Source organism: Streptomyces virginiae, from assembly GCF_000720455.1.
Classification (GTDB): Bacteria; Actinomycetota; Actinomycetes; order Streptomycetales; family Streptomycetaceae; genus Streptomyces; species Streptomyces virginiae.
In genome coordinates, this window is the sequence record NZ_JOAK01000042.1 from 12,049 (window position 1) to 37,543 (window position 25,495).

General features: G+C 74.6%; 20 protein-coding genes. 10 read left to right on the forward strand and 10 right to left on the reverse strand.

Features of this window, described 5'->3' with window-relative positions; all coding sequences use genetic code 11:
- Positions 1–68: 68 nt before the first annotated feature.
- The 4 genes from IG86_RS0135325 to IG86_RS0135340 are packed head-to-tail and all read right to left on the reverse strand — an operon-like array spanning position 69 to position 4,398.
- Positions 69–695, reverse strand: a complete 627-nt coding sequence (locus tag IG86_RS0135325) for a GTP-binding protein (RefSeq protein ID WP_030016310.1) — start codon at positions 693–695, stop codon at positions 69–71.
- Entirely contained in the window at positions 676–1,077 is a 402-nt protein-coding gene (locus IG86_RS0135330; protein WP_030902344.1) for a DUF742 domain-containing protein, read from the reverse strand. Before IG86_RS0135330 ends, IG86_RS0135325 begins: the two co-directional genes overlap by 20 nt.
- 55 nt (positions 1,078–1,132) lie before the next feature.
- Positions 1,133–1,570, reverse strand: a complete 438-nt coding sequence (locus IG86_RS0135335; RefSeq protein WP_030016314.1) for a roadblock/LC7 domain-containing protein — start codon at positions 1,568–1,570, stop codon at positions 1,133–1,135.
- Positions 1,567–4,398: a sensor histidine kinase gene (locus IG86_RS0135340; protein ID WP_078906145.1), complete on the reverse strand. Its 2,832-nt coding sequence runs from the start codon at positions 4,396–4,398 to the stop codon at positions 1,567–1,569. Before IG86_RS0135340 ends, IG86_RS0135335 begins: the two co-directional genes overlap by 4 nt.
- Before the next feature lie 384 nt (positions 4,399–4,782).
- Here IG86_RS0135340 and IG86_RS0135345 point away from each other — a divergent pair, with 384 nt between their 5' ends.
- Positions 4,783–5,217: a hypothetical protein gene (locus IG86_RS0135345; protein WP_045937054.1), complete on the forward strand. Its 435-nt coding sequence runs from the start codon at positions 4,783–4,785 to the stop codon at positions 5,215–5,217.
- A 53-nt stretch (positions 5,218–5,270) separates the two neighbouring features.
- Here IG86_RS0135345 and IG86_RS0135350 read toward each other — a convergent pair whose 3' ends face one another.
- From IG86_RS0135350 to IG86_RS0135360, 3 genes are all read right to left on the reverse strand, one after another.
- Positions 5,271–9,995 carry a hypothetical protein gene (locus IG86_RS0135350; RefSeq protein WP_030902349.1) on the reverse strand — a complete coding sequence of 1,575 codons (4,725 nt, stop codon included), beginning with the start codon at positions 9,993–9,995 and terminating at the stop codon, positions 5,271–5,273.
- A gap of 53 nt (positions 9,996–10,048) precedes the next feature.
- Positions 10,049–10,951 carry a hypothetical protein gene (locus IG86_RS0135355; protein WP_030832451.1) on the reverse strand — a complete coding sequence of 301 codons (903 nt, stop codon included), beginning with the start codon at positions 10,949–10,951 and terminating at the stop codon, positions 10,049–10,051.
- Positions 10,952–11,243: 292 nt separating this feature from the next.
- On the reverse strand, positions 11,244–12,746 hold the full coding sequence (locus tag IG86_RS0135360; protein ID WP_030832454.1) for a hypothetical protein: 1,503 nt from the start codon (positions 12,744–12,746) through the stop codon (positions 11,244–11,246).
- A gap of 167 nt (positions 12,747–12,913) precedes the next feature.
- Here IG86_RS0135360 and IG86_RS0135365 point away from each other — a divergent pair, with 167 nt between their 5' ends.
- The 5 genes from IG86_RS0135365 to IG86_RS0135385 all read left to right on the forward strand — a co-directional run bounded on the left by IG86_RS0135365 (position 12,914) and on the right by IG86_RS0135385 (position 16,837).
- Positions 12,914–13,708, forward strand: coding sequence for a LamB/YcsF family protein (locus IG86_RS0135365; RefSeq protein WP_030832456.1), 795 nt, complete (start codon positions 12,914–12,916; stop codon positions 13,706–13,708).
- Positions 13,705–14,325, forward strand: coding sequence for a 5-oxoprolinase subunit B family protein (locus IG86_RS0135370; protein ID WP_030832459.1), 621 nt, complete (start codon positions 13,705–13,707; stop codon positions 14,323–14,325). Before IG86_RS0135365 ends, IG86_RS0135370 begins: the two co-directional genes overlap by 4 nt.
- The gene (locus IG86_RS0135375) at positions 14,318–15,184 is read left to right on the forward strand and encodes a 5-oxoprolinase subunit C family protein (protein ID WP_030832463.1); all 867 of its coding nucleotides are present in this window, start codon (positions 14,318–14,320) and stop codon (positions 15,182–15,184) included. The genes IG86_RS0135370 and IG86_RS0135375 overlap by 8 nt, the downstream gene beginning before the upstream one ends.
- A 73-nt stretch (positions 15,185–15,257) precedes the next feature.
- Complete coding sequence (locus tag IG86_RS0135380) at positions 15,258–15,830, forward strand: RNA polymerase sigma factor (RefSeq protein ID WP_045937051.1); 573 nt, start codon at positions 15,258–15,260, stop codon at positions 15,828–15,830.
- Entirely contained in the window at positions 15,827–16,837 is a 1,011-nt protein-coding gene (locus IG86_RS0135385; RefSeq protein ID WP_030832469.1) for a hypothetical protein, read from the forward strand. Before IG86_RS0135380 ends, IG86_RS0135385 begins: the two co-directional genes overlap by 4 nt.
- A 151-nt stretch (positions 16,838–16,988) precedes the next feature.
- Here IG86_RS0135385 and IG86_RS0135390 read toward each other — a convergent pair whose 3' ends face one another.
- Together IG86_RS0135390 and IG86_RS0135395 are read right to left on the reverse strand one after the other, a co-directional pair.
- Positions 16,989–18,386 carry a hypothetical protein gene (locus tag IG86_RS0135390; protein ID WP_030902353.1) on the reverse strand — a complete coding sequence of 466 codons (1,398 nt, stop codon included), beginning with the start codon at positions 18,384–18,386 and terminating at the stop codon, positions 16,989–16,991.
- Positions 18,387–18,706: 320 nt separating this feature from the next.
- Complete coding sequence (locus IG86_RS0135395) at positions 18,707–19,123, reverse strand: ankyrin repeat domain-containing protein (protein WP_030832489.1); 417 nt, start codon at positions 19,121–19,123, stop codon at positions 18,707–18,709.
- A gap of 303 nt (positions 19,124–19,426) precedes the next feature.
- On the opposite strand from IG86_RS0135395, the gene IG86_RS0135400 reads away from it, so the two are divergent.
- A complete protein-coding gene (locus IG86_RS0135400) occupies positions 19,427–19,621 on the forward strand; it encodes a hypothetical protein (protein WP_030031218.1) in 195 nt (64 codons plus the stop codon).
- A gap of 64 nt (positions 19,622–19,685) precedes the next feature.
- Positions 19,686–21,260: a membrane protein gene (locus tag IG86_RS0135405; RefSeq protein WP_030902355.1), complete on the forward strand. Its 1,575-nt coding sequence runs from the start codon at positions 19,686–19,688 to the stop codon at positions 21,258–21,260.
- 297 nt (positions 21,261–21,557) lie between these two features.
- Here the strand turns inward: IG86_RS0135405 and IG86_RS0135410 are convergent, their stop codons facing one another.
- Positions 21,558–23,060 (reverse strand): SCO1417 family PLP biosynthesis transcription factor, encoded by a 1,503-nt coding sequence (locus IG86_RS0135410; RefSeq protein ID WP_030832495.1) that lies wholly within the window; start codon positions 23,058–23,060, stop codon positions 21,558–21,560.
- A 184-nt stretch (positions 23,061–23,244) separates the two neighbouring features.
- Between IG86_RS0135410 and IG86_RS0135415 the strand changes: the two genes are divergently transcribed.
- Complete coding sequence (locus tag IG86_RS0135415) at positions 23,245–24,015, forward strand: glycerophosphodiester phosphodiesterase family protein (RefSeq protein ID WP_030902358.1); 771 nt, start codon at positions 23,245–23,247, stop codon at positions 24,013–24,015.
- Between the two features lie 67 nt (positions 24,016–24,082).
- Positions 24,083–25,486 (forward strand): MFS transporter, encoded by a 1,404-nt coding sequence (locus IG86_RS0135420; RefSeq protein ID WP_030832501.1) that lies wholly within the window; start codon positions 24,083–24,085, stop codon positions 25,484–25,486.
- Positions 25,487–25,495: the final 9 nt, after the last annotated feature.

The following is a 25,495-nucleotide window of genomic DNA, read 5'->3' on the forward strand; positions in this document are numbered from 1 at the left end:
CTGCGGCCCGTACCCCAGTCGGCGGGGGTACGGGCCGCGCCCGTTGTCGTCGCGCGGACCGGTGCGGCTCAGGCTCCGGCGGACAGGCTCCGGCGCCGCTCGCGCGCCAGGGACATCGCGTGTTCCACGACCCCCACCAGCACGTCCTTCACGGACTCACGGTCCCGTGCGTCGCACAGCAGCACCGGAACCCCGGGGTCGAGGTCGAGTGCCGTCCGTACGGTCACCACGGGGTGGCGGTCCGCGCCGTCGAAGCAGTTGACCGCGACGACGAACGGGATCGCGCGCCGCTCGAAGTAGTCGATCGCAGCGAAGCAGTCGGCCAGGCGGCGGGTGTCCGCGAGGACCACGGCGCCCAGGGAGCCCTGGGCCAGCTCGTCCCACAGGAACCAGAAGCGGTCCTGTCCGGGCGTGCCGAACAGGTACAGCACCAGGTCCTCGCGGAGCGTGATGCGTCCGAAGTCCATGGCCACGGTCGTGGTGCTCTTGCCCTCCACTCCCCCGGTGTCGTCGACGCCGACGCCGGGCTCGGAGAGCCGTTCCTCGGTGCGGAGCGGTCTGATTTCGCTGACCGCGCTGACCAGGGTGGTCTTGCCCACCCCGAAGCCTCCCGCGACCAGGATCTTCAAGGTCAGCGGCTCGACCGGCGACACCGCGTGCATGGCACCGGTGCGGCTAAAGCGCCCGAAGGCCATCGATCACCTCACGCAGAATGGATTCATCGGGCAGTTCTGCCGGGGGTACCGGCCTGGTCACGTGGACCAGTTCCTCATCGACCAGGTCGCCGATGAGGACGCGGACGACCCCGACCGCGAGGTCGAGGTCGGCCGCCAGTTCGGCGACCGACTGGGGCCGTTCCCGGCACAGCCCGAGGATGTGGGCGTGTTCCGGGGAGAGGGTCATGTCCCAGACCGGATCGTCGGCCGCCGGTTCGGCGACGACGAGGGCGATCAGGTCGAGGCGGTGCTGGCCCGCGTGGCTGGTCCGGCCGCGGGTCATGGCGTAGGGGCGTACGACGGGACCCGCGTCGTCGTCGAACCAGTGCGCGTGGTCTGGGGCGGACGGGTCTAAGGGCATGCCGGTGGGAGTGTCGGCGAGATGGTCCTGGCCTGGGTCGCTCATGCCTTCCGACTCACCCTCCGGCTGGCAGCCCGGTGCGTGGGGCGGTCGCCAGGTGGTCCCCCACCCGCTTCACCATCAGCGTCATCTCGTACGCGACCTGGCCCACGTCGGAGTCGGCGTCGGCCAGGACGGCCAGGCAGCTGCCGTCGCCCGCGGCCATGACGAAGAGGAACGCCTCGTCCAGCTCGACCACGGTCTGGCGGACCCGGCCGGAGTCGAAGTGCCGGCCGACGCCCTTGGCCAGGCTGTGGAACCCGGACGCGACGGCCGCCAGGTGCTCGCTGTCCTCGCGGGTCAGGTCCTTGGAGCTGCCCGTGGGCAGGCCGTCGCCGGAGAGGACCACCGCCTTGCGGATGGACCCGACCCGGTCGACGAGCTCGTCGAGGAGCCAGTTGAGCGGGCCGGAGCCGCGGCCCCTGGTGTCGTTGCCGGTCTGCGGTGCGGTCATCGACCGTCCCCTTCGTTCTCGTTCGCGGGACCGCCGGCGGGGAGTGTGCCCGCCTCGGTCTCGGACTGCTGCTGTGCGTGCCGGTTGCGGCCCGCCGTCCAGCCACGCTGGAGAGCGGACATGCGCGTGCGTACGTCCTCCGCGTCGCGGTCTGCCACCTGGTCGGGGGCGGCTTCGGCGGGCGCGGACGACGTGGACTTCTTGAGCTGCGGGGCCAGGCTGGCCTGGCGGATGCGGCGGGGCAGCCCGCCGGTGTCCGGGCCGACGGCGGGTTCCGTGTCGTCGGATCCGGCCGCGGGGGCGTGCTGCGGGACCACGGACACCGGGCGGGGATCCACCCGGCGGCCGTGCTCGGCGACCAGGGTCGGGGTGGTACGGCGGCGCGGCAGCGGTACGGCTCCCGGGGAGCGGGGGCCGTCGGGGCGGGGGGCCTCCAGGCGCTGGGTGTCCAGCCGGACCGGTCCGGTGGGCGCGAGCGGCTCGCGCTCCCGGTCGCGGTCGCCGTTGCGGGAGGAGCCGTTGCGCGACGAGCCGTTGCGCTCGGCGTGGCGGTCGGTGTGCGGCCGGTCCGCCGGGCGCAGGCCGAGCAGGGCGCTGCGCGGGGTGCCGTTCGGCGGGGTCTCGTCGTCGAGGGTCGCCATGGCCGGGCGGCCGGCGCCGGGACGGCCCGCGGCGACGGCCGGGCCGTCGTCGAGGGCGGCGGTGTCGTCGAGGGAGTCCAGGCCGTCCAGGCCGCGGCCGCCGAGCGGGGCCTCCAGCTCGACCGGGCCGCGCAGTTCGCCGGTGGGCAGCGGGCGGCCGGAGGAGGCACGCTCCACGGCGGAGGTGACGGGGCGCTCGGAGTGCGTCCTGCCGATCTGGCCGGCCTTCGCGGCCCTGCCGGACTTGGCCGCGCGGGGGCCGTCCAGCCGTACGCCGCTGCCGCTGGTCTCGGGGGCGTCGGTCAGCAGGGCCGACGGGAGGAAGACCACAGCGGTGGTGCCTCCGTACGGGCTGGGCTGGAGGACCACCTTGACGCTGTGGCGCTGCGCGAGGCGGCTGACGACGAACAGGCCGAGCCGGTCGGTGTCGGAGAGTTCGAACTCGGGGGTCTCGGCGAGCCGGAGGTTCGCGTCGAGCAGTGCCTCCGGGGTCATGCCGAGGCCCCGGTCGTGGATCTCGAGGGTGAAGCCGTTGGCGACGCGCTCTCCGTGCACCTGGACCGCGGTGTGCGGCGGGGAGAACACGGTGGCGTTCTCGAGGAGTTCGGCGATGAGGTGGGTGACGTCGGCGACGGCCGGCCCGACGATGCCCAGGCGGGTCAGGCGGCGCACCTCTATTCGCTCGTAGTCCTCGACCTCTGCGACGGCGGCCCGTACGACGTCCATGAGCTGGACGGGCTTGCGCCACTGGCGGGAGGGGGCGGCTCCGGAGAGGATCACCAGGCCCTCCGCGTGGCGGCGCATGCGGGTGGTCATGTGGTCGAGGCGGAAGAGGTCGGCGAGCTCCTCGGTGTCCTCGGTGCGGCGCTCCATGGTGTCGAGGAGGGTCAGCTGGCGGTGCAGCAGCACCTGGTTGCGGCGGGCCAGGTTGACGAAGACCTCGGAGACGCCGCGGCGCAGGTCGGCCTGCTTGACGGCGGCCTCGACGGCGGCGCGCTGGAGGGTGTTGAGGGCCTGGCCGACCTGGCCGACCTCGTCCTTCTCGTATTCGAGGTGGGGCGCCTCGGTCTCGACGTCGACGTGTTCGCCGGCGGCGAGGCGCCGCATGACGCTCGGGAGCCGGACGCCGGAGGCCTCGTGTGCCTCCTTGCGCAGCCGGGAGAGGTCGCGGACCAGGTCGCGGCCGATGCGCACGGAGAGGACGAGGGACACGATGAGGGCGAGGAAGCCGAGGATGCCGGCGCCGGCGGCCTGGATCATGACGTCCATGGCCACGGGCTCGATGCGCCGCTGGTAGCGGTCGCCGGCGTCGGTGTTCATGTCCGCGAGGTCGTCGAGGACCTTGGTGGAGGCCTCGTCCCACTGGGCGGCGGTGAGGTTGCGCGGCTTGTTGACCGCGCCGCCGGAGATGAAGCGTTCCTCGGCCTCGCGCAGCGGCTGGGTCTGGGGGTCCTTCCAGAACTGCTCGAAGCGCTCCCGGTCGTCGGCGGGGAGGGTCACGAGGTTGAACTCGTAGAGCAGCGTGCGGTTGGCGGCGAAGTCGGAGACGCGGCGGACGTCGCCGGCGGAGATGTTGCGCGCGGCGAGGGCGGAGGCGACCACGGCGTCCTCGCGGGAGAGCAGCTCGCGGGCGCGGCTGATGCCGACGAGCGCGCGGCCCTCCTTGTCGACCTCGACGTTGTCGAGGCCGTGGAGGTTCATGAGGAAGTCGTAGCAGGGGTCGACGAGCCGGTTGTAGAGCTCCAGGGCCTGACCGGGGTCGAGGGCGTTCTGGTCGACGGAGCGGCGCATGGAGCCGATGCCGTGGAAGGCGGAGACGATCGAGCGCAGGCGCTGGGCGCTCTGCGGGCTGAGCTCGTCGACGACCTTGGGGTCGCGGGCGCTCACGCTGATCTTCTCGACGGCCGCGTCGGTCTCGGCGCGGCGCTTGGCGAGTTCGGCGGTGGCGGTGGCGGCCCGGGGGTCTCCCAGGACGACGAGGGTCTGGCGCCGCTCCTTCTGGATGACGCGGGCGACGTCCTCGACGGGGTAGCCGACCTTGTCGATGACGTAGGCCACGTCGAAGAGTTGGAGGGCCTGACGGCCCGTGATGACCGTGGCGAAGCCCCAGAGGGCGGTCAGGGAGACGAGCGGCACAAGGAGCAACGCCACGATCTTCCGGCGGATGGACTTCCCGCGAAAGCGCATGGCCTCCCCAGCCTCCCCCAGGTCAACCCCGTTGCCGGGGGTCGGTGTTCCGTCATTTAAACGGCGTGAGCCTACTACTGCTGGGGAGTAGGTTCGAAGGCGTGTCCGGACGTTTTCGGCCTGACCCCCCGAGGAAGATCACCAGTTGTCCGACACTTCCGGTCAAGTGCAGCCCGATATGTGGCAGATGACACTTGGTGAGGCGTCAGTTCGCGCAGCTTGATGGATGGCTGGAATTATTCGTTCCGCGATCTTAGAGGCCTTCGGGAGGCATCCGGCATTCGGGAATCTCCCGGCGCCGTCGGACGTCTGTCTGTACGAGGCACATGTCGGGGTAGACGTGTTGGGGTAGGTATGGCGGACCGCGTGGGGAGTGAGCGGACCATGAGCAGTGACGAGGGCGGCGGCGCCGGTGCGGCGCGGCGCGGCCTGTGGGTGGAGGAGCCGGCGCGCCGGCGTCGGATGCCGGACCCGGTGCGGGCTTCGGCGGTGCGGTCGGTGCTGGTCGTGGCCGTGACGCTGACCCAGGCGACGATCACGTTCTTCCTGAGCCTGACGGGCTCCTGGCTGGCCTTCCCGATGGTGCTGGGCGCGGTCGCGGCGACCGTCGTGGCCACCTGGGCCGTGCTGGACGTGTGGATCACCCGGCAGACGTGGAACCAGCGCTACGGGGTCGTCTCGGAGCCGAGCAGCACGGCGCGGCTGCGCCGCCGCGAGGCCCGCCGGGCGGCCAAGGCCCTGCGGACGGCGCACAAGCTCGCCGGGCCGGCCCGAATAGCCCGCGAGGACGGGCCCCTCGCGGGCTTCGGCCGCCGCTGAGCGTCTCGCGGGCCCCCCGCGCCGGGACGGCGCGCGGGTGCGCCCGCGGCCCGTCAGGCGGTCGGCGCGGCGCTGCGGCGGAACATCCGGGTGGCGGTGATCTCGCCGTGGATGGTCTCCCCCTCCGGGGACTGCTGCGGCAGGCCCGGGCGCAGGTGCTCCTCGACGCTGATGTACTTCAGGCCCGCCCGCAGGTCCGCGTCGTTGCGCAGGCGGATCACCAGCGGGAACTCGGCGAGGGCGGTCGTGTCGAACAGTCCGGTCGTGTACAGCAGCTGGACGCCGAGCGCGTCGGACACGGCCCGCTGGAGCTCCAGCAGGTAGGTGGCGTTCGCGCGGCCGATCGGATTGTCGAGGAAGAGCGTGCCCGCGTGCCGGTGCTTGTCGCGGCCCCGGTCGTTGCTGCGCAGCGCCGCCATCGTGCAGTACAGCGCGATCGCCGCGGTCAGCAGCTGCCCGCCGGAGAACACGTCGCCCATCTGCCCCACCGGCACCCGTTCGGCGCGCAGCACCGCGTCCGGCTTGAGGATCTCCACGGAGATGCCCTTGGGCTCCAGGGCCGCCTGGACGCCCCGCAGCAGCAGGGACATGCCGTCGCGGCGGCCCTCACCGAAGGAGGCGGCGCTGTTCTTCTTCACGGCCGTGCGCGTGGCCTCGTCGATGACCTCGCCGAGGCGCTCCGTGAGGGTGGCCTGGTCGGGCTCCTCGAAGCGGATCCGCAGGAACTCCTGCCCGGACCATTCGCCGAGGCCTTCGGGGAGCTGCGAGAGGCGCTGCGCGGAACGGAGCGTGGCCAGGGCGGACTCGACCAGGCCGCGCAGCCGGTCGACGATGCTGTCGCGGTTGCGCTCCAGCTGCGCCAGCTCGTCGGTGAGGACGCGCAGCCGGGGCGCGAAGGCCGCCGCCCACGCCGCCGCGTGCTCGGGCAGGGCGGAGGCGGGCAGTTCCCGGATCTGCTGGCGCGCGGGGGTGCGTACCTGCTCGTAGCGGGTGGCGTTGGCGTGCCGGACCAGGATGTCGCTCGCCTCGCGCACCGCGGACTCCGCCGCCGACAGGTCGGCGGAGCAGCCGCGCAGGGAGCGGCGGGCCTCGGTGGCCGACTGGCGGGCCTCCTCCAGCGTGCCGGGGTGCGCCACCGGCTCCTGCTCGTCGTCCTGGTGGGTGTGGTCGCGCAGCAGGTCCCGCAGGAGCGCCGCGGTCTCGTCGAAGCCGCCGGCGCCGTCCTCGGCGGTGCGGTGGGCGCGCAGCAGGTCCGCGTGGGCGGCGCGGGCGCCCTCCACGGCCGCGGTGTGGGCGGCGAGCTGGGCGGTGGCCGTACGCAGCAGGGCCTGCGCCTGGTCGACGTCCCCGGGGATCAGCTCTTCGGGCAGGTCGGTGTGCGCCTCGCCCTCGGCGGGGGCGTGCCGTTCGGCCTCGCCGCGCAGCCGGCCGAGCTGCTCGCTGGCGGCCGACGCCCGGGTCTCCAGCATCTGCACGAGGGACTCGGCGCGGGCGGCCGCGGCCTGGCGGGACGGGCCGTCGGCGCCGTCGGTGCCCTCCAGGAGCTGGGCGGCGCGGGTGCGGACCTTGTTGGTGAGGCGGTCGAGTTCGGCGAGGGCGGCGCTCTCGTCGCTTTCGGCGCGTGCCTGTTCGGCGCGCAGGTCGGCGCCGACGCCGACCTTCTCGTAGAGCTGGGAGGCGGCGCGGTAGGCCTCGCGGAGGTCGGGGAGCGGCACGCGCGGGCCGTCGTCGCCGTCGGGCAGCTGGTCGGGGGCTCCGGCGATCTCCGCGCGTTCGGCGCGCAGCGCCCGGGCGGTGCGGCGGGCGTCGTCGGCGGCGCGCTGGGCGGCGCGGCGGTCCTCGTCGGCGGCGCGGGCCCGGTCGAGGCAGACTTCGGCGCGGGCCTCGGACTCGGCGGCCTCGTCGGCGAGTTCACGCACGCGTGCCTGCCAGCCGGCGCGCTCGCGCAGGCGGAAGGCGAGGCCGGCGAGGGCGTCGGCGGCGCGGCGGGCGCGCTGGGCGGTGTCCTGGCGCTCCTCGCGGACTCGGGCCGCGTCGGCGGCGGCCTCGTCGGCCTCGGCGCGTACGGTACGGGCCTCCGCGAGCTCGGCGTCGGTCTCCTCGGCGAACATCCGGGCGGCGGCGGCAGCCTCCGCGAGTTCGGTGAGGCGGCCGGGCGGGCAACCGGTGCGCCAGGAGGCGAGCCGGGCGGAGAGCTCGCGGTCGCCGGCGAGGCGGGCGGCGAGGTCGCGGATCTCGGCGTCGCGGGCGCCGGCGCGGGTGCGCAGCGCCTGGCGCTCCTCGTCGGCGGCGTGCTCGTCGTGCATGGCCGGGTTCGGCGGCACGAGGAAGACGCCGGTGTCCTCGTCGCCCGGGCCCGCCGGGGGGACGGGCGCGAGCAGGGCGGCGGCCGTGCCCACGGCGACGGTGGAGCGGGGCAGCAGGGCGGCGCCGGAGAGGACCTCGCGGGCCCGGCTGTGGGTGTCGGGGTCGGTGATGACGACGCCGTCGACGAGCTCGGGGCGGGCCGCGAGGACGGCGGCGTGGTCGGCGGGGTCCACGGCCTGGGCGAGGTAGCGCCAGCCGGGGAGCGCGGGGATGCCGTGTTCGCCGAGGTACTCGACGGTGGCGAGGACGTCCGGGCCGGGCGGGAGCAGGCCGCCGTCGCCGAGCGCGCCCAGGATGCGGGAGTCGTCGGCGGCGGCGGTGCGCAGCTCGAAGAGCTGGCGCTCGGCCGAGGCGACGCCGTCGGCGAGCAGTTCACGCAGGTCGTCGGCGCTCCGGTCGAGGTCCTCGGCGGTGAGCAGGCCGACGGCGGTGGCCACGGCGGCGCGGGCGGCGCCCTGCGCCTCGCCGTGCGGGCCGCCCGCGGCGGACGCGCCGGTGGCGGACGTGCCGGTGGAGCCGTCGCCGGTGCGGGGCGAGGGGAGGGACACGTCGGCGGGGTCCACGGCCGAGGGCAGCCCGAGGAGTTCGGCCAGGCGCGGGGACGCGGCGAGCGAGGCGGCGGCGCGCTGCTCGGCGTCGTGGGCCGCTTCGGCGGCCTCCGCGGCGTCGGCGGCGCGGGCGGCGGTCAGCTCGGCCCGGGATTCCGCGGCGGCGGCCTCACGGGCGGCTTCGGTGGCGGCACGCGCGGCCTCGCGGGACTCGTCCCAGGCGGCCACGGCGGCCTTCTCGGCGTCGGCGGCGGCGAGGGCGGCGCGGGCCGGGTCCGCGTCGGGGGCGGAGTCGTCGAGCCAGCCGGCTCGGACGGCCTCGGCGGTCTCCTGCTGGACCTCGCTGAGCCTGGCCCTGAGGTGTTCGGCCTCGCTGCGGGCCCGCTGGGCGGCCGTTGCCGCGGCGGTGGCGTCGCGGTGGGAGTCCTCGCCGGTGGCCTGGAGGGCCGCGGAACGCTCCTCCTCCTCGTTGGCGAGCCGCTCACCCTCCTCGGCGGCGGTGTGCAGGGCCCGTACGAGCTCGCCGGCCGCCGTGGCGCGGGCGGCCAGGGCCGGGGCGGCGTCGCGCTCGGCCTCCAGGATCGCGGCGGCGACGCGGGCGGAGCGGTCGGCGGCGGCCCGGTGGCGCAGCACGGTCTCGGCGGCCTGCCAGGCGGAGTGCAGGGTGCGGGCTTCGAGGAGTTCGCGGCGCTGGGCGGCGGCTGCCTTGTCGGCGACGGTCAGGGCCAGGGAGGCGTGCCGGTAGGCGAGTTCGGCGGAGACGGCCGCGCTGCGGGTGCGGGCGGACTCGGCGGCGGTGACGTCGTGGGCGGCGGCGGTGACGCGCTGGGCGAGGTCGGCGGCCCGGCCGCGCTCCTCGGCGGCGCGGGCGGACAGCCTGCGGGCGAGGGTGCGCGTGCGGCGTTCGGCGCCCGCGTGGACGTCGCGCAGCCGGGACCGGGTCGCGGCGGCTTCGACGATCTTGGTGAGGAGCTCCACCGAGCCGGCGGTGAAGTCGCGTTCGGCCATCAGCTCGGCCCGGCGGCCGAGCTTGTTGCCGAAGCCGTGGACGAGGTCGGCGAGGCCGTCCGTGTCGCGGGTGTCGGTGACGGCGCGCAGCAGCAGGTCGGTGAAGTCGGAGTCCTTCTTGACCGCGAAGAGGCCGGCCGCCTCGCCCTCGTCGGCGTTCATCTCGCGCTGGTAGCGGAAGAGTTCGGGGTCGAGGCCCAGCTCGGTGAGGTGCTCGTTCCAGCGGTCGTGGATCTCCTCGAAGTAGACCTCGAGGTGCGGGTACGCCTTGCCCGCCTCGGTGAGGGCGTCGCGGAAGCCCTTCATGGTGCGGCGGCGGCCCTGGGCACCGGAGGCGCCTTCGACGGGCGGGCGCACGGCGGTGGACTCGGCGACGGGCAGGCTGTCGAGGCTCAGACCGGGGCCGGGGCGGAAGGAGTACCAGGCCTCGGCGAACTTGCGGGGGTCGTTGGAGACCTGGCGGCCGCGCCACTCACTGACCTTGCCGACGACCACGCACTCGCCGGTCTGGGTGTGCTGCCACTCCAGGGCCACGTGGCCGCAGTCGTCGGCGAGCAGGAACTTGCGCAGGACGCCGGAGCTGGCGCCGCCGAGGGTGTTGCGGTGGCCGGGCAGCATCACCGAGAAGATCAGCTTGAGGAGGACGGACTTGCCGCCGCCGTTCTCCAGGAAGAGCACACCGGCGGGAGCGGGGCGGCGCGGCGGTCCGGTCGGCTCCTCCTCGAAGAACTCCGCCTGGGTCGGCGCCGGGTGGGGCACCGGCTCGCCGACTCCGCGCAGGTCGAGCACGGTGTCGGCGTAGCGCGCGCCGGCGGGCCCGATGGAGTAGAGGCGGATCCGGGACAGCTCGTACATGGCGGCGGACTCTCGTGGTGTCTGGGTGCGGCAGGGTCTACGGGGTTCAGGACTCAGGCGTGGAAGGGCAGCCCGGCGTCGGCGGCCAGCTCCAGGTCGTCGCCCTCGGGCGGCGGCAGGAGGGTGGCGGAGCCGTCGCTGACGGGGACCACGCCGAGTTCCAGGAGTTCGGCCATGGCCGAACTGCCCGCCATGTCGCGGACCTGGAGCTGGTAGCGGGGGGTGGTGCGGTAGGTGCCGCCGGCCTCGTCGCCGGTGCGCTGGAGGAAACCGGAGTCGGTGAGGAAGGCGGCGGCCTTGCCGACGATGCCGGTCGTGGAACCGGCGAGGCGGCGGGCGTCCTTGGTGGCGCCGGTCGCGCTGCGGCGGGCGTAGACGCGCCAGGCGGCCTCCAGGCCGGGGGCGTCGGAGGCCGGGTCGGTGTTCTCGCCGAGTTCCTCGGCGCGCTCCTCCAGACGGCGGCAGGTCTGCCGGACGAAGGCGTCGACGCCGTTGACGGTGACACGGCCGATGTAGCCGTCGTCGGCGAGGTCCTCGGGGCGCGGGAAGGCGAGGGCGGCGACGGCGAGGTGGGCGAGGCCGTGCAGGAACCGGTCGGCGGAGTCCGCTGCGGTACGGCGGGCGTAGTCGCCCATCCGGACGGCGAAGACGGAGTCCTCGTCGGCGGCCACGGCCATGCCGGCGCGCGGGGACACCTCCAGGACGACGAGGCCGAGGCCGGTGGCGACGGCGTCGGCGAGGCGGCCGAAGGCGGGCTCCTCGCGGTAGCGGCGCAGCAGTTCGGCGTACTCCGCATCGCGGGCGGGCGCCAGCTTGGGCTGGAGCCCGAAGGCCACGAGCCGGGCCGCGTCGGCGGCGTCGGCGGGGGTCACGGCCCCTGCGGTGGCGGGCGCGACGGGAGCCGACGACATGTCGGGCTCGCTCCACGCGGGGTGCTCGGCGTGGTGGTCGCTCACGGGTGCGTCTCCTCGGCGGTGCGGGGCGTACGGGGCGTACGGGGGATGCGGTCGGGCTGCGCGGGCGTGCGGTGCGGCTCCGCGGGCGTGCGGGCAGGGTGCACGGCTCGGTGGCGGCCTGCGCGGGAGCCGGGCAGGGCCGGATGCCCGGCGGAGCCGGGCTCCCCGGGGTTCCGCCCCGGACCCAGCGCCTCAAACGCCGGCGCGGCTGGAGCTGGGGCCGGCGGAGCCGGGTTCGGCACGGATGAGGCGGCAGCCGACACCCGTACGGCCGGAGCAAGGGCACGCCGGGTCACGACGCCTCCGCGCGGTCGGCGGCCATGCCGGCGGCGTCGAGGAGGGCGGTGCCGACGATGAGGTCGGCGCCGCCGAACTCGGGGTCGTCGAGCTGCGTGCCGTCGTCCACGGCGAAGAGCAGCCGCTCCTCGCCCTGGCGGTAGGCGGTGCCCACGGCCGGGCTCGCGGCGTGCACGGCCAGCAGTGCCACCAGGTACGGCAGGTCGGCATCGCTGCGGCGGGCCTCCGCGAGCAGCCCGGACAGCCGGCGCGGGGCGTCGTGCGGAAGGTCCAGGAGTCCCATCGCGGCGGCGAGCTGCTCCTCGGTGAAGCGGCTGTCGTCCGGGGTCGCGATCAGGTCCGGCTCCGGCATCTCGGCACCCAGGTGCTCGCGCTCCACCGGCGGGGTGAGCAGGATCTCGACGAGGTCGGCCACCCGCACGGAGACGGGCGTGCGCAGCCCCGCTCCGGCGGCGAAGAAGGCGTCGGTCACCCGGCGCGCCTGCTCCACGGGGAGCGGCAGCAGCGGGGCGACGAGCTGGCCGTACAGGTCGATGCCGGTGCGCGGCGCGGGGGCGGCGAAGGCCTGGCGGTCCTGCTCGGCACGGAAGAGCGGGCCCGCGTCCAGCAGCCGGGACTGCAGCTGGGTGTGGCGGCGGATGCAGTCCTTGACGATGTCGACGAGCTCGGCGGCGCGGCGCTTGTTCTCCGGCTCCTCGGCCTCGTCGCGCGCCTTGCGGATGTTGGTCAGGATCGCGTTCTCGTGGCGGTAGCGGTCGGCGACGTGTTCGAGGGCCTCGGCGATCATGTCCGGGACGGCCTGGAGCCAGTCCACCGCCCGGACGTTGCGCCGGGTCGCGTCCAGGGTCCGGCGCAGGGTCTCGGCGTACTGCACGGTCCGGTAGCGGGCCTGCTCGGCGGCCAGCTGGGCGTCCGCCAGCCGGCCGCGGCTGATCAGCACCTCCAGCTTGACCTCGGCGGCGATCTGGGCGCTGGTGACATCGGTGTCGAGGGCGCCGACCAGGACGTTGACGGCCTCGTCGGTGGTGCGCAGGTAGACCGCGCCGCCGTAGGGGACCTCTTCGACCAGCTTGAAGTCGTAGTCGCGGCGCACGTAGACGCCGTCCGGGCCGAAGGTGCCGTAGATCGCGCGGAAGCCGCGGTCCACGCTGCCGACGTTGATCAGGTTCTCCAGCACCCAGCGGGCCACCCGCTCGTGTTCGGCCGCCGGGCGGGTGGGGGCCTGGGCCGCGACGCGCGGCAGCAGCCTGGCCACTATCTGCTCGTGGTCGGCACCCGTGTCGAAGTCCATGTTGAGCGTGACCAGGTCGATCGCGGCGAGCGCGACCTCCGCCATCGCGTAGATGCCGTACTCGCCCGCCAGATTGGCCTTGCGCACGTCGAGGTCGTGCAGCGGGGCGGTGCAGGCGAGGGCGCGCAGCCGCCGGGCCAGGCCCTCGTCGGCGGCCGGGCCCGGCGCCGGGGAGGGAAGGGTCTTCGCCGGGGCTGGGAGAGTCACGGACAAAGACTAGGCGCTGACAGTGACAACATCCCAAACGGCATGGTTCGGCCGGATCGTCCCGGCATCCGCACGAGGCGTCGCCCCCGCCCGAGGGATCCCCGCAAGGCGGCCGCATCGGCCTCCGCTTCGGCGGCGGGTCCGCCCGCCTGCTCTACGCTCAGCGCATGGATTCCATGATCGCATCCACTCCGGTGATCGACCTCAACGCCGATCTCGGCGAGGGATTCGGGCGCTGGACGCTCACCGACGACGAGGCCCTGCTCTCCGTCGTCACGAGCGCCAACGTCGCCTGCGGCTTCCACGCCGGAGACCCGTCCATCATGCGCCGGGTCTGCGAACTGGCCGCCGAGCGGGGCGTACGGATCGGGGCGCAGGTCTCCTACCGCGACCTGGCCGGCTTCGGCCGGCGCTCCATGGACGTGCCGCCCGGCGAACTCGCCGACGAGGTGGCCTACCAGATCGGCGCGCTGGAGGTCTTCGCGCGGGCGGCCGGCTCCCGGGTGTCCTACGTGAAACCGCACGGCGCGCTCTACAACCGGACCGTGCACGACGCCGGCCAGGCCGCCGCAGTCGTCGCGGGCGTACGGCTGGCGGCCGGCTCCGGCGCGACCGGCGGCCTGCCCGTCCTGGGGCTGCCCGGCTCGCTCCTGCTCGCCGCCGCCGAGGAGGCGGGGCTCGCTCCCGTACCGGAGGCCTTCGCCGACCGCGCCTACACGCCGGCCGGGACGCTGGTGCCGCGCGGCGAGCCGGGATCGGTCGTGCACGACCCCGACGCGGTGGTGGCGCGGGCCGTCGGGATGGCGGCCGGGGGCACGGTGACGGCCGCCGACGGCTCCCCCGTGCCCGTGGCCGCGCGCTCGCTCTGCCTGCACGGGGACACCCCCGGGGCGGCGGGGCTCGCGCTGCGCGTCAGGGAGGCGCTGGGCGCCGCAGGGGTGCGGGTGGAGGCCTTCACGTGAGGACGCTGGTGGTGGGCTCGCAGGCACTGCTGATCGAGCTGGACTCGGCGGACGAGGTCGCCGCGCTCCACGCCGAGCTGCTGCGCCGCCGGGACGCGGGCGCGCTGGGCCCCGTACGGGACCTGGTGCCCGCCGCGCGGACGGTACTGCTGGACGGGGTACGGGATCCGGCCGCGCTCGGCGCCCGGATCGCCCGCTGGGAGGTACCGCCGCTCACGTCCGGGGAGGGGCCGCTGGTCACCGTCCCGGTGCGGTACGACGGGCCGGACCTGGCGGAGGTGGCCCGGCTGTGGGGGGTGGGCCCCGGGGAGGTGCCGGGCATCGTCGGCGCCACCCTGTTCCGGGTGGCCTTCTGCGGGTTCGCGCCCGGCTTCGGCTATCTGACGGGCCTGCCGGAGCGCCTCCACGTGCCCCGCCGGGACACGCCGCGCACGGCCGTCCCCGCGGGCTCACTGGCGCTGGCGGGCGAGTACGCGGGGGTCTACCCGCGCTCCTCCCCCGGCGGCTGGCAGCTGATCGGCTCCACCGACGCGGTGCTCTGGGACCCGGCACGGGAGCCGGCGGCGCTGTTCGCCCCGGGCGTCCGGGTGCGGTTCACGGAGGCCGGCCGTGACTGAGCTGCTGGTGGTGCGGCCGGGGGCGCTGACCACGGTCCAGGACCGGGGCCGCCCCGGACACGCGCACCTGGGAGTGCCCCGCTCGGGGGCGCTGGACACGGCGGCGTACGCGCTGGCGAACCGCCTGCTCGGCAACCCGCCGGACGCCGCCGTCCTGGAGACGACCCTGGACGGGGTGTCGCTGCGCGCGGCGGCCCTGACGGTCGTGGTGGTCACGGGCGCGCCCTGTCCGGTACGGATCTCCGGGCGCCCGGTGGCCTGGGGAGCGCCGGTCGGGCTGCCGGCCGGGGCGGAGCTGGAGGTGGGCCGGGCGGAGTCGGGCCTGCGCAGCTACGTAGCGGTGCGGGGAGGCATCGCCGTCGCGCCGGTCCTGGGCAGTCGCTCCACGGACCTGCTGTCGGGCCTCGGGCCGCCGGTCCTGTCGGCCGGGATGACGCTGCCGGTGGGTCCGGCCGGCCCGGACCCGGTGCCCGGGGCGGACGCGTACGGGCTGCCCGCCGCGCCGCCGGAACTGCTGCTCCCGCTGCGGCCGGGGCCGCGGGCGGACTGGTTCACCGGGGCGTCACTGGCCGGGCTGTGGCGCTCGGTGTTCCGGGTGTCGCCGAGTTCCAACCGGATCGGGCTGCGCACGGAGGGCGGTCCGGCGCTGGTCCGCGCCCGGGCCGGGGAACTGCCCAGCGAGGGCATGGTGCTGGGCGCGGTCCAGGTGCCCCCGGACGGCCTGCCGGTGGTGTTCCTGGCCGACCATCCGGTGACCGGCGGCTACCCGGTGGTCGGCGTGGTCGGGCCGGGCCCGGCCCTGGACGCGGCGGCGCAGGCCCGCCCCGGGACTCCGGTCAGGTTCGTGCGGGCCCGATGAAACGTTTTCGGGGGCTGCGGCCAAGTACCGGGTGAGGGGACCGACCGGGTCCCCTGTGCAGGGGAGGAACCGGGTGCGCAGCCCACGACACGAGACCGGACCACCGGATCTCACGACGGCCGAGGGATTCGGGACGTTCTACGAGGACCACATCGACGCCGTACTCGGCTTCGTCACCCGCCGGGTCGCCGATCCGCACTTGGCGGCCGACCTGACGGCGGACATCTTCCTCGCGGCGATGGGGTCGGCAGGGACGTACCGGGGTCACAGGGGAGCCCCGGTCGCCTGGCTGTTCGGCATCGCCCGGAACGTCCTGGCCGGTCACGCCCGCGGGAAGGCGCGGGAGAGCGGTGCGCTGGCGCGCCTGAGCGGCCGGCGGCTGCTGGACGACGAGGACGTGGCCGCGCTGGAGGAGCGCATCGACGCCCAGCGGGCCTTCAGGGAGCTGGCCGAGCGCCACGCCGCCCTGTCCGAGCCGCTGCGGGCCGTCCTCGACCTCGTGGTGGTGGACGAGCTCACCCCGGCCGAGGCCGCACAGGCCCTCGGCATCACCCAGGCGACGGTCCGCGTCCGCCTGCACCGCGCCCGGCGCGCCCTGCGCGCCTCGGGCCCCGTGAGCGATTCCCGGCTGGAGGTAGCCCGATGAGCAGCAGGCCCCGCGGCTTCGAGGACCGCCTGAAGGCGGCGCTCCTGGCCCGCCTCCCGGAGACCCCGCTGCCGACCCCGGCGCGCTCCTTCGCCCGCCGCTACGGCGTCCCCCTCGCGGTGGGCGCGGCGACGGTGGCGGTCGTCGCGGTGATGACCGTGCCCGGCAGCACCCGCGACGGGTCCCGGCCGGCCGACGGCCCCACGGGAACGCCGAGCCCGTCGGCCACCGGTGCACCCGAGATCAGGAAGGACCCGGACGGCGCGTTGCGGTTCGGAATGCCGGAGCCCGGTCAGGTCCCGGCCCTCGTGGACGCGCTGAAGAAGCTGGGCGTGCCGGCGGTGCTGGTCCCGATGCGGCCTCGATCACAGTGCTCGGAGCCCGGCGGGGGCTACCGCGAGCCGCAGGCGGACCCCGCCGCGGAGGTCGATCAGCGCTCCGCCGACGGCTTCTCCTTCAAGGTGGACGCCAAGACGGTGCCGCCGGGGTATTCGCTCACCTTCACTTGGGCGGACTATTACCCGTTCGGTCAGAGCCGCGGCGTCGGCTACGGAGTGATCGAGACCTCCAAGGTCCCGTCCTGCAGCGTCGACTACTCCGAAGGCCTGGACGAGGTACTGAAGGCGGGGTCCGACTATCCCGTGGGAGAGCCCGCCGGCACGATCCGCATCCCCCGGCCCACGGCCGGCGAACTGCCCGAAGTGGTGCGCGGTCTGCAGGCGCAGGGGGTCAGCGTCGCGGTGACCGAGTCGAAGCCCGCCGCGGAGTGCACGCATCCGGGCGGCGGCTACCGCGGTCCGCAGGCCGACCCCGAGGCGGAGTTGCGGGCCAGGGGTGACATGGACACCTTGAAGATCAACGCCAAGACGGTCCCGCCCGGGTACACCCTCGTCTTCTCGAAGCCGGCGGACCCTTCGCGTCCGGTCGGGGCCGGGGTGAAGGAGAACTCGAAGGTCACGCCCTGCCAGATCGACTACGAGCTGGACGCTCCCCCGCCGCCGCGCTGACCGCCGCGCGCCGGACCACGCAGAACCGCCTCCGCCCCGGCCCCCACCACGGGGGCCGGGGCGGAGGCGGTGTCCGCGGGCGCGTACGCACCGCGCCCGGGCTCCGTCGTCACGGGGCCCGGGCGCGGGACGTCGGCTTTCCGGGGGGGCGCTACACCGCCGACTCCGGGGCGATGCGGCTGCGGACGGCGGACTGGACGTCCTCCTCCTCCGCAGGGTCCGCCGCCAGGCGGCGCAGGCGCGGGGCCACGCGGGCGTCGGCCGTCTCGGCGTGGCGGGCGGCGACCTCGCGGGTGGTCTCCTCGCAGTCCCAGAGGCACTCGACCGCGAAGCCGGCCGCGAAGGAGGGGTCCGTGCTGGCGAGGGCCCGCGCGGCGCGGCCGCGCAGGTGAGAGGAGGACGTCTCCCGGTAGATGTGTCGCAGGACGGGGGCCGCGCAGCCGATGGCGAGCCGGCCGGCTCCGTCGACCAGCGCGAACAGGCGTGCCGTGTCGGGGCCCGAGCCGCGGACGGTGGAGCGCAGCGCGCTCAGGACCAGGGGTGCGTCCTCGGCTCCGCCCCGGGCGGCCAGGGTGGCCGCTGCGGCCTCGCCGAGGGCGTCGGGCCGGTGCACCCAGCGCCTGGCCCGTTCGACGGCCTCGGGGCCGCACATGCGCTCGTACGCGGCGACGGCGGGCTCGTCGGCGGCGGCTTCGATGAGGTCCAGTACGGCCGGGTTGCCCGGCTCGGCGAGGACCAGGTGGTGCAGGGCGGTGGCCCGGGCGGCCTCGCCGTCGGCGCCGGCGGCGGCCGCGAGGATGGCGGAGCGGTCCTCGGGCTGGGCCACGGCGGCGAGGCAGCGGGCTGCGGGCACGTGCAGGGGGGTGCCGCGGCGCAGGCCGTCGGCGGCCCAGTCGAAGACGGCCTGGACGCCCCAGCCGGGCCGGGGGCCGCTCGGCGTCAGCTGGCGCTGCCAGCGGTCGAAGGAGCCCTGCCGGCGGGCGGCGCTCAAGCGCTCCCCGTACAGCGGCGACTCCTCCCACAGGCACCACGGCCGGGGCTCGTAGGCGTCGCGGACGGCGGCGGCCAGCCGCGCCTCGCCCTCCGCGGTGGCGGGGAAGCGGGCGAGGACGGGTGCGGCCAGTGACCGCAGCCCCTCGTCGTCGTCGCGCAGGGCGAGCTCGTCGAGGGCCCAGGCCCAGTTCGCCCCGGAGGCGGCGTAGCGGCGCAGCAGCATGAGCGCGTCGTCGCGGCCGTACGAGGCCAGGTGGCCCAGGACGGACAGGGCGAGGCCCGTGCGGTGGTCCGTGTCGTCGACGAGGTCGTCGGCGCTGAAGAGGTGGCTCTCGATCTCGCCGAGGGGGCCGTCGAGGTCGAGGTAGAGCCTGGCGTAGTACAGCGAGCGGTTCTCGACCTGCCAGTCCTGGCGCGGATCACGGAGCACGCACTGGTTGAGGGCCGCGAGGGCCTCCGCCCTGGGCGCCGCGAGTGCGTGCAGCGTGCCGTCGCCACGGCCCCGCTGGAGGAGGCCGAGCAGGGTACCGCTCGGCGCTATGACTGGTTCGAACATGGGAATGGCCTCAAATCAAGCTGGGGACGCAACCGGGAATCGGGATTCACAGGGCCGCGTAACAGCATGTGAGGACGTCCGCCGTCTTGTTCCGCTCGATGTAGACCATTGCCTTCTCACTCTCGTCGGTGGTTCGTGACCAGGGTTGGCCGGACCGGGCCGGGACACCCTTCGTGTCCTGGCCGTCTGCCCGTCCCCCGTGCTCGCGAATCGAATCCGACGCCATGATGGCCCAGCCGGTTTGTGCGCCGCGACCACATTTACGGCCGCCGTGACCAACCTGTGAGGTCTGTACCGGTCCTGGCCCGGCAAAAAGCGGACTACTTGGCTCCGAAGAGTTCCAGCAGGTCGGCCTTGGCGAACATGCGCGCCGTGTCCACGGCGGAGGGGGTTCCGGCGTTCGGGTCGGCCCCTCCGGCGAGCAGCGCGCGGATCACCGCCTCCTCCCCCTTGAAGACCGCTCCGGCGAGCGGGGTCTGGCCGCGGTCGTTGGCGCGGTCGGCCTCGGCGCCGCGGGCCAGCAGGGCCGCGACGGTGTCGGCGTGGCCGTGGTAGGCCGCGAGCATGACGAGCGTGTCGCCGCGGTCGTTGGTGAGGTTCGCCGGGACCCCGGCGTCGAGGTACGCGGCGAGCCGGTCGCTCTCACCCTGTCGGGCGAGGTCGAAGATCTTGGTCGCCAGTTCGATGACGTCCTCGTCGGGGCCTTCCGGGGAGGTGCCTTCGGGGTGCTCGCTCATCGTGCGTACCGCCTTTCACTCGCTGCTGGCATCAAGCTTCCCCAGGCCGTGCGGGGCAGGGGTGCGCACGGCACTGCGTCCGTACGGGTGAATCGCCAGAGTAGCGCCCTGGCCTGGGCATGTCCGGGTCGGGCCGAGGCAGGGATCACCCGGGACCGGTGTGCGGCGGCCGCGCCAGCCGGACTGCGCCGGTCAAGTGAAAAACCACCAGATTCACCCGTATGCACCTTTTTTCGCATTGATACTTCCTGTGAGCCTGGAACAACTGATGGTGACTGTCCCCACCAACCAGGAGAACCTCTCATGGTCCTGTCCATCTCAGGCGTGGTCCTGCTCGGCATCATCTGCTTCCTGTTCTTCAAGAAGGACGGGATGAAGCTGACGCACGCGTTCGTCTGCTCGCTCTTCGGCTTCTTCCTCGCCGGCTCCGCCATCGCCCCGAGCATCACGGCGAGCACCGCGAGCCTTGCGAGCCTGCTCGGCGGGATCAAGCTCTAGCCGCCGCCGAGCAGGTACACCAGCCCCACCCGGAACACGCTCACCACAACTCCAGGAGACGCCCGTGGCCCGGCGCCCACTCCCCCGCATTCTCAGCAGCGGCACCGCGTCGCTGGCCCGGGGCCGCGACTTCGCTCGCACGGCCGCCGACAGTGCCACGGACGTCCTCCATCCGCTCCTCGTCATCGGACGCGGCCTGCGCATCCTGGCCGCGGCCGGGCGGCGCAGATGGTCCGAGACGCCCAAGGACAAGCGCGGCCCCGCCCTGTTCCTGGGCGCGGCCTGCGTCCTCGTGGTCGCGCTCGTCCCCTACGGCCCGCTCCTCGCCCTGATCACCCTCATGGCGGCGGCGGCCTGGCGGGGACGCGACCGCACCCCGGTGAAGGCCGGACCCAGCGATGCCGAGGCCGAACGGCTCGGCTCCCTCTACGAAGCCCTCGTGCCGTACTTCTCCATCCCGGAGGATCCGAGTCCGCTCTTCGCCCACGGCGGGGAGTGGGACAAGGCCTTCAGCGGCTACGAGTTCGACGAGGCGGGCCGGCTCACCCGGCTCCACATCCGCTACCCGGCCTACTTCACCGACGGCGAGGCCTCCTCACGGGCCCGGATCGAGGCACTGCTGCACGCCAAGTCCGGGCGCGGAAGGGAGTACCGATTCGACTGGGACGAGGAGGGCAACCAGCTCGACCTGAGCGTGCTGGCGGCGCTGCCGACGGGCATCGCCGCCCAGCCGTTCGTCACCTCCCCCGGCGAGAGCGTGCTCGGCTTCACCGACTCCGCGAGCGTGCAGCGCACCCTGCCGGTGCTGGAGGGCGAGCAGCCGCGCGACGTCCCGCCGGTCATCTGGCGGACCGGGCCCCGCTCCACCGAACCCCACCTGCTCGCCGTCGGCCAGCCCGGCAGCGGCACCTCCACCCTGCTCCGCTCGCTCGCGCTCCAGGCCCTGCGGCACGGCGCCGACGTATTGATCGTCGACGGCGGCGGCAGCGGCGAGTACGCATGCCTGACCGGCCGAGCGGGCGTCCTCGCCGTGGAGTGCGGGCCGGTCGGCGCCGTGGCCACCCTGGAATGGGCCGCGCAGGAGACCGAACGGCGGCTCATCGCCACCCACCGGGCCCGCGAGGCCGGCCGGCCCGCGCCGGAGGACACCCGGCGCCCGCTGTGGATCCTGCTGGACCAGCCGAGCGTGCTCGCGCACCTGGCCGTCGCCGAGGGCGGACCCGACCCGATGACCCACCTGCAGGTACCACTGCGGCACGGGCGGCCGGCGCACGTCACGGTGGTCGTCGCCGAGCAGTTCGACCACCTGGAGCTGCTGCACGACGCGGTGTGGCAGCACACGCGGGCCCGGATCGTGCTCGGGCCCGCCGCGATCCAGCAGATCACCGACGTCCTGGGGCTGCCGCCGCACACCACGCCCACGAGCCAGGTGCCGCCGGGGCGGGGGTACGCGCGGCTCGGGACCGGTGCCGTGCACCGGCTGCAGGTGCCGGCCACGCCGGACCCCTATGACGAGGGCACGCATGCGGGGTACCGGCAGGCGGTGCTCGAACTCCTCCCGGAGCGGCAGCCCGCTCCGGGGCCGGCCCTGGCCAAGGCCGGGGGCGCGGCGGTGCTCGACGCTCCGGAGCGGGCGTAGCCGGCGCCCCGGCCGGGCGGTGCCGTGGCCCTGGCGCCGGCTCTGGCTCTGGCTCTGGCTCTGGCGGTGTGCCGGGGCCCTGGCCGGGCGGGGCCGGTGGGGTGGGGCCGGTGCCAGGGCGGGGTGTCGTCCGGGACTCATGATTTATGGCGCCCTGTCGGGGCTTCGCCGGCGCGGGCGATACCGCGCCGACACATCACGTTCCACGTCCCGGACGACACCCCGCCCTGTCCCCGAACCTGGGGCGATCTTCCCGAACAGTCCCCGCTGCCGCCGGCCGTACCGGCTTCCGAGCGCCTACGCGACGAACGTGCGGGGGGGTTCTGCGCCGCTGTCGCCCGCGCCCTTGCCGACCAGGCTCGCGGCCGCCGCCAGGCGGGTGGCGGCTTCCTCGGCCACCGGGCCGCCCACGGTGAACGGCAGGCGGACGTAGCCCTCGAAGGCTCCGTCCACGCCGAACCTCGGGCCCGAGGGGACCCGTACGCCGACCCGCTCGCCCACCTCGGCCAGGCGGGAGCCGGAGAGTCCCCCCGCGCGGGCCCACAGCGTCAGGCCGCCGGCGGGGACCTCGAACTCCCAGTCCGGGAGCTCCCGGCGGACGGCCGCGACCAGCGCGTCGCGGTTCTCGCGGGCCTGCTGCCTGCGGATCTCCACCGCCTCCTGCCAGCCGCCGGTCCGCATCAGCCAGTTCACGGCCAGCTGTTCCAGCACCGGGGTGCCCAGGTCGGCGTAGGCGCGGGCCGCGACCAGGCTGCGGATCACGTCGGGGGCCGCGCGGACCCAGCCGATCCGCATGCCCGCCCAGAAGGCCTTGCTGGCGGAGCCCACGGTGATCACCGTGCTGCCGGCCGGGTCGAAGGAGCAGACCGGGCGGGGCATCTCCAGGTCCGGCTCCAGCTGGAGTTCGAGCATGGTCTCGTCGGCGACGAGGACGGTTCCCGCGGAGCGGGCCGCCTCGACCATCGCGCGGCGCTGGTCCTCGGAGGCGAGGGCTCCGGTGGGGTTGTGGAAGTCGGCGACGACGTAGGCCAGGCGCGGGGCGGAGTCCCGCAGGACCTGGCGCCACACGTCCATGTCCCAGCCGGCCAGCCCGTCGGCCATGGCCACCGGTACGAGGCGGACTCCGGCGGCGCGCATCAGCTGGAGGATGTTGGCGTAGGAGGGGGACTCGACGGCGATCCGCTCGCCGCGCCCGGCGAAGAGGCTGCAGATGGCGTCGATGGCGCCCATCGCCCCGGTGGTCACCATGATCTGCTCGGGCATGGTGGGGATGCCCTGCTCGGTGTAGCGGTCGGCGAGCATCCGGCGCAGCGCCGGCAGGCCCGCCGGGTAGTCCCCGTGCGTGTGCGCGTACGGCGGCAGTTCCTCCAGGGCGCCCTGGACGGCCCTGGTCAGCCATGGTTCGGGGGCGGGCAGGGCGGCGCAGCCGAGGTCGATCATCGACCCGAGGGACTCGGGCGGCAGCGGCTCCAGGCCGCGGGCGGGCAGCGGGTTCCCGGCGGGGACGGAGGTCCAGCTGCCGGCGCCCCGGCGGGATTCGAGGAAGCCCTCCCCGCGCAGTGCCTCGTAGGCGGCGGCGACGGTGGTGCGGCTGAGCGACAGGGCGACGGCGAGTTCCCGCTCGGCGGGGAGCCGGGCCGCGACCGGGATGCGGCCTTCGAGGACGAGGAGCCGGATCCCGTCGGCGAGGGTGCGGTAGGCGGGCGGCTTGCGGGCGCCGGGTACGGCCGTCCGCTCCTGCTGCGAGGTGATGAGACGGGCGAGCTGTGCGGCACCGACCGCTGAGGTCCATTCGGCCATGGCGTGCGGTCCACTTTCGTCCGATTGGCCTCGACGCGGGCGGTCTGAAGCCTGGATTGGATTGCTGTCCGGGGCACAGCGTGCCACGAGTCAGTCCACTTACACCAGGGCCGTACGCGGCCCGCCCGTATCCCGTTCACCTCGCGTACCACCGGTCCCTGCCGTCACGGGGGATACTGCCGCCGTGACGCACGTACGCCTTCGCCATCCGTATCTGGACCACCCGGCCCCGATCCCCTTCGCGCACCGGGGAGGTGCCGCGGACGGGCTGGAGAACACCGTCGCGGCGTTCCGCCGGGCCGCCGAGGCGGGCTACCGGTACTTCGAGACCGATGTGCACGCCACGGCCGACGGCAAGCTCGTCGCCTTCCACGACTCCACGCTGGACCGGGTCACCGACGGCCGGGGCCGGATCGCCGAGCTGCCCTGGAAGCGGGTCCGCGAGGCCCGGGTGGGCGGCACCGAGCCCCTGCCGCTCTTCGAGGAGCTGCTGGAGGAGTTCCCGGACGCCCGCTGGAACATCGACGTCAAGGCCGAATCGGCGCTGCACCCGCTGGTCAACCTGATCGCGCGGGCCGGGATCTGGGACCGGGTCTGCGTGGGTTCCTTCTCGGAGAGCCGGGTGGCCCGCGCGCAGAAGATCGCCGGCCCGCGGCTGGCGACCTCCTACGGCGTGCGCGGGGTGGTCGGGCTGCGGCTGCGCTCCTACGCGATCCCGGCGGCGCTGCGCGTCGGCGCGGTGGCGGCCCAGGTACCGGAGACCCAGGCGGGCATCCGCGTGGTCGACCGGCGCTTCGTGCGCACCGCGCACGCGCGGGGCCTGCAGGTCCACGTGTGGACCGTGAACGAACCGGAACGCATGGAGGCTCTCCTCGACCTGGGTGTCGATGGCATCATGACCGACCACATCGACTTGTTGCGCACGGTGCTGGACCGGCGCGGCGCCTGGGCCTGACCCGCTCCCGGCCGTCGCGGCGGACGCGGCGGCCGTTGCGGTACGGGACCACCTAGGGGGACGACGAGTGAGCGCGGACAACAGCAGCCGGACCGAGGAAGCGGAACCCGGGGCGGAGGACGGCAGATCCGCCGCGGCCGAGGAGGCCTCGGCGGCGGCCTCGCGCAAGCGCGAGCAGCGCGGCTGGTACTTCTACGACTTCGCCGTGTCGGTGTATTCGGCGAGCGTACTGACGGTGTTCCTCGGGCCGTACCTCACCTCGGTGGCCAAGGCCGCCGCGGACGCCGAGGGCTTCGTCCACCCGCTGGGGATACCCGTTCGGGCCGGTTCCTTCTTCGCCTATTCGGTCTCGGCCTCGGTGATCCTCGCCGTCCTGCTGATGCCGATCGCGGGCGCGATCGCGGACCGGACCGGCCGCAAGAAGCCGCTGCTGGCGGTGGCCGCGTACACCGGGGCCGCGGCGACGACCGCGATGTTCTTCCTGGGCGGCGAGCGGTACCTGCTGGGCGGGTTCCTGCTGGTCGTGGCGAACGCCTCGCTGTCCGTCTCGATGGTGCTCTACAACGCCTACCTGCCGCAGATCTCCACCCCGGACGAGCGGGACACCGTCTCCTCGCGCGGCTGGGCCTTCGGGTACACCGCCGGCTCCTTGATGCTGATCGCGAACCTGGCGCTCTACCTGGGGCACGACTCCTTCGGCGTGTCCGAGGGGACCGCGGTGCGGATCTGCCTCGCGGCGTCGGGCCTGTGGTGGGGCGCCTTCGCGCTGATCCCGCTGCGCCGGCTGCGGGACCGGGCCGTGGTCCGAGAGCCCGGGGCGGCGCCCGCGGTCAGCGGCTGGAGGCAGCTGGTCGCCACCTTCAAGGACATGCGGCGCTACCCGCTGACCCTGTCGTTCCTGCTGGCGTACCTGATCTACAACGACGGCGTTCAGACGGTGATCTCCCAGGCCTCCATCTACGGGTCGGAGGAGCTGGAGCTGGAGCAGTCCACGCTCATCGGGGCGGTGCTGCTGGTGCAGGTCCTGGCGGTCGGCGGGGCGCTGGGCATGGGCCGGCTGGCCCGGGTCTACGGTGCCAAGAGGACGATCCTGGGCTCGCTGGCCGCGTGGGCGGTGACGCTGGCGGTGGGCTACTTCCTGCCGGCACGGACGCCGGTGTGGTTCTTCGTCCTCGCCGCCATGATCGGCCTGGTGCTGGGCGGCAGCCAGGCGCTGTCGCGCTCGCTCTTCTCGCACCTGGTGCCCGCGGGCAAGGAGGCCGAGTACTTCTCGGCGTACGAGATGAGCGACCGCGGTCTGAGCTGGGTGGGACCGCTCGTCTTCGGCCTGACCTACCAGGTGACGGGGAGCTACCGGGACGCGATCATCTCGCTGGTGGCCTTCTTCGCACTGGGGTTCCTGCTGCTCGCGCGAGTGCCGGTGCGGCGCGCGGTGGAGGCGGCGGGCAATCCTGTACCGGAGCGGATCTGAGACCGCGCG